Source organism: Archangium sp. (assembly GCF_036389735.1).
GTDB lineage: Bacteria > Myxococcota > Myxococcia > Myxococcales > Myxococcaceae > Archangium.
In genome coordinates, this window is the sequence record NZ_DASVWK010000984.1 from 1 (window position 1) to 5,127 (window position 5,127).

Here is a 5,127-nt window from a genome sequence, read left to right on the forward strand (position 1 = left end):
CCCCGAGAAGTCCGTGCTGGCCTTCGAGTGGTCGCCGGACCGCGAGATTCCCGCGAGCGGCCGGCTGTGGCCGTACCGCGTGCGGCTCGGCACCTACGCCAGCGCGGCCGAGGCGCGGGGCCGGGTGCAGTTGGTGCTGGCGGATCAACGGCCGGCCTTCCTCATCCCCGAGGGCAACGCGGTGGAGGCGTGGGCGGGCGTGGCCAGCGAGCAGGAGGGGCTGCGGGTGGCCGTGGAGCAGGGGGTGCGCGAGCCGCCGAGGGTGCAGGAGCGGCGGGCCACGGACGACACGTACCGCGTGGGCCCGCTCGAGCTCTTCGTGTCCCTGGCCGAGGTGGAGGTGGAGGGGCTGGACGCGGCGCTGCTGCCGGAGGTGCGCCAGGTGGAGCACCCCATCGCGCCGCTGCTCGGCACGGGGAGCCTCTATGGCGCCGCCACCGTGCCGGCGGATCCGGACGGGCTGGTGCGGGCCGTGCCCCACCTGGTGAGCTACCGCTCGCGCGAGGGGGCCCGGCACGTACTGCCCTCCATGCCGCTGGCGGCGGCGATGCGCCTGGCGGGCACGCGCCAGCTTCGCTACGCGGACGGCCGGCTGTACGTGGGAGACCGCTTCTCCATCCCCATGGACGAGTCCGGCTACAGCCTGGTGCGCTGGGACGCGGCCGAGGTGGGGCGCGGCTCACGGGGCTCGGTGTCGCGAGCCATTCCCGCGTGGAACGTCCTGCTCAACCTCTTCGCCGTGCGCGAGGGGGTGCCGCCCCGGGCGGTGCACGACATCGAGGGCCGCGTCATCGTCTTCACCAACACCTCGCGGCAGGCGCTGGACTTCAAGCACACGCCCATCGGCGAGCGCACGCCCTCGGGGGCCGTCCTCGCCCAGTCGCTGGTGAACCTGCTCCAGTCCGAGGGCCTCACCCGCGCCACGCCGAAGGTGGATCTCTTCCTGACGCTGGGGCTGGCGTTCATCGGCGCCTTCCTCGCGCTCACCTTCAACCGGGGCCTGCGCTCCTTCGGCGACGTGTGGATGTACCTGGCCACCATGGTGGCCGCGGGGCTCGTCTACTCCGGGGTGGCCTGGTACCTGTTCGTCAACAAGCTGCTCTGGGTGGCGATGGTGGGCCCGCTGCTCGCCATGGGCCTCACCTTCATCTTCACCATCGTCCAGGCCTCGCGCACCGAGCGGCAGTTGCGCCACTTCATCACCGACGTGCTCGGCCGCTACGTCAGCCCGGAGGTGGCGCGGCTCGTCACGCGGGACTTGCGGATGCTCACGCGGGCCGAGCGCCGCGAGGTGACGGTCTTCTTCTGCGACATCGACGGCTTCTCCCGCCTGTCCAACGAGCTCCAGCCGGACAAGCTCGTCCAGCTCCTCAACGACTCGCTGACGGAGATGACGGACGTGGTGCGCTCCACGAAGGGGCAGGTGGACAAGTACATCGGCGACGCGGTGATGGCCTTCTGGGGCGCGCCACTGCGCACGGATCGCCATGCCCACCTGGCGTGCGAGGCCGCGCTGAAGGTGCGCGAGGCGCTGCTGGAGCGCAACGCCGATTGGGAGAAGACGTACGGCCAGCGCCTCCAGTGCCGCCTCGGCATCGACAGCGGCGAGCTGGTGGTGGGCGGCATGGGGAGCGATCTCGCGGCGAAGTATTCCGTCATGGGGGAGTCGGTGAAGCTCTCCATGTTCCTGGAGAGCCTCAACCGCGCCTATGGCACCTTCGTGCTGGTGGGGGACGCCACGGCGCGGCTGGCACAGGACGGCTACGTCTTCCGCGAGGTGGACCGGGTGCGGATGAAGAACCGCGCCGAGCCCCTGCGCATCCACGAGCTGGTGGGCCGCAAGGGAGAGCTGTCCACCCAGGTGCAGGAGCAGCTGGCCCTCTACGAGCAGGCGCTCACCGCGTACCACCAGCGGCGCTTCGACGAGGCGCTGGCGCTGTTCTCACGCGGCACGGAGGCCTTCCAGGACTCGGTGGCCGGGGTATATGCCGAGCGCTGCCGCAAGTTCTCCCAGGCCGCGCCGCCGGAGGACTGGGACGGCGTCTTCGCCCTCGAGGGGAAGTAGGCAGCGGCCTCAGTCGCCCGGGTCCGGCTCGTCCGGGTGACCGAAGAGCTCGACGACGGGCTTGTCCTCGGAGATGTGCTCGGCCACCACGCGGCGCATCTTCTCCGGCGTCATGTGCGAGTAGTACGTCTCGCCCTCCCAGCCCATGAGCTGGTAGTCCTCGGGAGAGAGGGGATCCCTCTTGCGCCCCGTCTCCTCGCGGATGACGACGTTGGGCCCCATGTGACAGAAGCCGTAGCAGCCTCCGCGGTACAGCTCACAGCGCGGCTGGAGCTTCCGCGTGGACAGCTCATCGCGAGCGGCCGCGGCCACGGCATCCGAGCCGCCAGCCTTGCAGCTCGAGCCCTTGCACACGGAGAGGCGGTAGCGCTTCATGAACCGGGAACCCTACGGAGTTTGCGAGGTGCTGGAAAGGGCGCCCACGGTCCAGGAGGGCCCGCTCCCTCGCACGCCTCGCCCGGGGCTGTAGGGCTGCAACGGGGCTGCACGCGGTGCTCCAAAATGGCACCGGCCCACCCTCCACCGCACGGAGCGGGGAAGGCGGGCCGGGAGCCAGCGCGTGTGGCCGGGTGCTACTTGAGGAACTTCGTCACGGGCACCGGGCCCTCGTTGGAGACGACGGTGCGCGAGGTGGGCGGCGTCACGTGGTCGCCGTGGGTGTCGCCGGCCTCCAGGTGCGGGTGCTGGGGCTCGTTGCCCTCGCCCACGCGGGCATGGGCCTCCTTGTGCACGTGCGCCGGCTGATCCGAGCTCGGACGCTTGTTCCACGGATCCGACGGGTGCGCCACGGCCGGCCCCTTGAGCAGCTTGGGGATGTCGTAGACGAAGGCCTGCCGGTTGTACTCCGCCGGAGTGTGCGTGTACGTGTCCATGCGGATGGCGTCCTTGGGGCACGCCTCCACGCACAGGCCGCACACGATGCAGCGCAGCTCGTCGATGACGAACTGGGTGGGGAACTTTTCGATGACGCGCGAGCCACCCTCGGCCGCGTCCACCTCGTACTCACCGGCCTCGATGTAGATGCACTGGGCCGGGCAGATGGTGGCGCACATGTAGCAGGCCACGCAGCGCGGCTTGCCATCCTCGCGCGGAACCAGCCGGTGCAGGCCCCGGTAGCCAGGAGGGTAGGGGACCCTCTCCTCCGGGTACTGCACCGTGGTGATGAGGCTGGTGCCCTGGCGATCCTCGAACGGCACGCCCACTTCGCGCGTGCCGAAGAGGTTGCGGAAGAAGTGCCGCGTGGTGATGGCGAGGCCGCGGATCAGCTCCGGCAGGTACGCACGCTCGCGGATGTCGGTGCGGGGATCCTGAGTTGCCTTGTAAGCCATGGTGTTTGTCTCTCAGTTCCGACTAGTGCGAGGCCGGGGCGGGATGCGTGCCGACGGCATGGGTGTCCGCGTGAGCGGTGGCGGCATGCCCGTGGGCGGGCAGCGCGTGACCGTGGGCGTCGTGGCCGCCGTGCCCGTGGGCGCCGTGCGCACCCCCGTGCCCGTGACCCTCCGTGCCCGGCTCCTTCTTGGTGCTGGACAGCGTCATCGCCACCAGGAGGCCAATCTCCAACATCCCGAAGATGGCCAGCATTCGCAGCGACGGATCCCACAGCACCAGGGCGCCGCTGACGAACACGTTGATGAGGCCCATGGGGAAGAGGATCTTCCAGCCCAGGGTCTGGATCTGGTCGTAGCGGAAGCGCGGGAACGTCCAGCGGATGGCCAGCTGCAGCCAGCACAGGAAGACGACCTTCAGCCAGAAGAAGGTGCCCAGGAGGAGGCCGTAGAGGAAGCCGTGGTCCTTCAGCGCGCTGGCCAGCCACTCGCCGCCGAAGGGCAGGTGGTAGCCACCGAAGAAGAGCACCACGATGAGGCCGGAGAGGATGACGATCTCCACGAACTCGGAGATCATGAACAGGCCGAACTTCATGCCCGAGTACTCGACGAAGTAGCCGATGATCTCCGACTCACCCTCGGGAGAGTCGAAGGGGGCGCGCTTGGTCTCGGCGAAGGCCGCCGCGAAGAAGAGGAAGAAGCCCAGCGGCTGCAGCAGGATGCCCCAGGCGGGGATGCCGAAGTCGAAGCCCCCACCCGCGCCGGTGAACTGCCACAGGTAGCGGGCCTGGCCGGGGTTGGCCGTCGCGTAGGTCGCATCGGCCAGGAAGGGAATCTCGTTGACGAGGAAGCCCTGGATGGCCGGCAGTTGCGCCGAGGAGAAGGCCAGCATGAGGCCCACCAGCGACAGGCCCAGCGCGACCTCGTAGGAGATCATCTGCGAGGAGGCACGCACGCCACCGAGCAGCGCGAACTTGTTGTTGGAGGACCAGCCCGCCAGCGAGGTGCCGTACACCGCCAGCGAGGCGATGGCGAACACGTAGAGCAGGCCGAAGTCCGGCGTGGCCACCACCATGTCCACGTTCACGCGCTGGCCGTCGAGCATGTAGCTGATGCTGGGGCCGGCGGGCACCACCGCGAAGAGGGCGAACACCGGCGCGAAGGCCAGCATGGGCCCCAGGTTGTAGAGCAGCTTGTTGGCCGTGGCCGGGATGAAGTCCTCCTTGAAGAGCATCTTCAAGGCGTCGGTGGCCACGTGGGGCAGACCGGCCAGGGCCGCGTTCTGCAGGCCCGGGAGGGCGATGCGCGCGCGGTTGGGACCGATGCGGTCCTGCATGAGCGCGCTCCACTTGCGCTCGGCCAGGGTGAGCATGGTCGCGATGACCATGACGAAGACGAGCATCAGGAAGATGATGTTCGTCAGCCGGCTGGCGCCCGTGAAGAGGTAGCGCTCCGCGACGCCGCCCACGGCATAGGCAGCGGCGACGACGCCCGCGAGAGCGCCGAGGATGACGGCGGAAATGATGAAGATTTCGAGGACGCGCTTCATTGTCAGATACCCCGAACCCTGGGAGCGCCGAACTCACGGTACCCCGGAGGCCGGCCGTCGGCGGCGGTCGGCAGGGGGTTGATGCCAGGCGTCTCCCGGTCGGGCGGGGCGGCCTTGTCCCAGTCGACCGGGGCGAACTCCGTCACCGCCTTGCCCAACTCGCGGAACACCTCGCGAGAGGACGTCCA

At 69.4% G+C, this 5,127-nt stretch carries 4 protein-coding genes and 1 pseudogene; 1 reads left to right on the forward strand and 4 read right to left on the reverse strand.

Annotated elements, in window-relative coordinates; translation table 11 throughout:
- The coding region (locus VF794_RS34990) for an adenylate/guanylate cyclase domain-containing protein (RefSeq protein ID WP_331117464.1) at positions 1–2,065 on the forward strand (2,065 nt) is incomplete at its 5' end.
- 9 nt (positions 2,066–2,074) lie between these two features.
- On the opposite strand, the gene VF794_RS34995 is transcribed toward VF794_RS34990, so the two are convergent.
- The 4 genes and pseudogenes from VF794_RS34995 to VF794_RS35010 all read right to left on the reverse strand — a co-directional run.
- Positions 2,075–2,440: a (2Fe-2S) ferredoxin domain-containing protein gene (locus VF794_RS34995; protein WP_331117465.1), complete on the reverse strand. Its 366-nt coding sequence runs from the start codon at positions 2,438–2,440 to the stop codon at positions 2,075–2,077.
- Between the two features lie 197 nt (positions 2,441–2,637).
- Positions 2,638–3,393 carry an NADH-quinone oxidoreductase subunit I gene (locus tag VF794_RS35000; protein WP_331117466.1) on the reverse strand — a complete coding sequence of 252 codons (756 nt, stop codon included), beginning with the start codon at positions 3,391–3,393 and terminating at the stop codon, positions 2,638–2,640.
- Between the two features lie 22 nt (positions 3,394–3,415).
- Entirely contained in the window at positions 3,416–4,939 is a 1,524-nt protein-coding gene (locus VF794_RS35005) for a complex I subunit 1 family protein (RefSeq protein WP_331117467.1), read from the reverse strand.
- A gap of 2 nt (positions 4,940–4,941) precedes the next feature.
- Positions 4,942–5,127: pseudogene (locus VF794_RS35010) on the reverse strand (ferredoxin); the annotation flags it as partial.

Excerpts from the sequence above, each read along its gene's own strand:
- VF794_RS35005 (WP_331117467.1), bottom strand. The coding sequence starts at position 4,939 with ATGAAGCGCGTCCTCGAAATCTTCATCATTTCCGCCGTCATCCTCGGC.
- VF794_RS35000 (WP_331117466.1), bottom strand. The coding sequence starts at position 3,393 with ATGGCTTACAAGGCAACTCAGGATCCCCGCACCGACATCCGCGAGCGT.
- VF794_RS34995 (WP_331117465.1), bottom strand. The coding sequence starts at position 2,440 with ATGAAGCGCTACCGCCTCTCCGTGTGCAAGGGCTCGAGCTGCAAGGCT.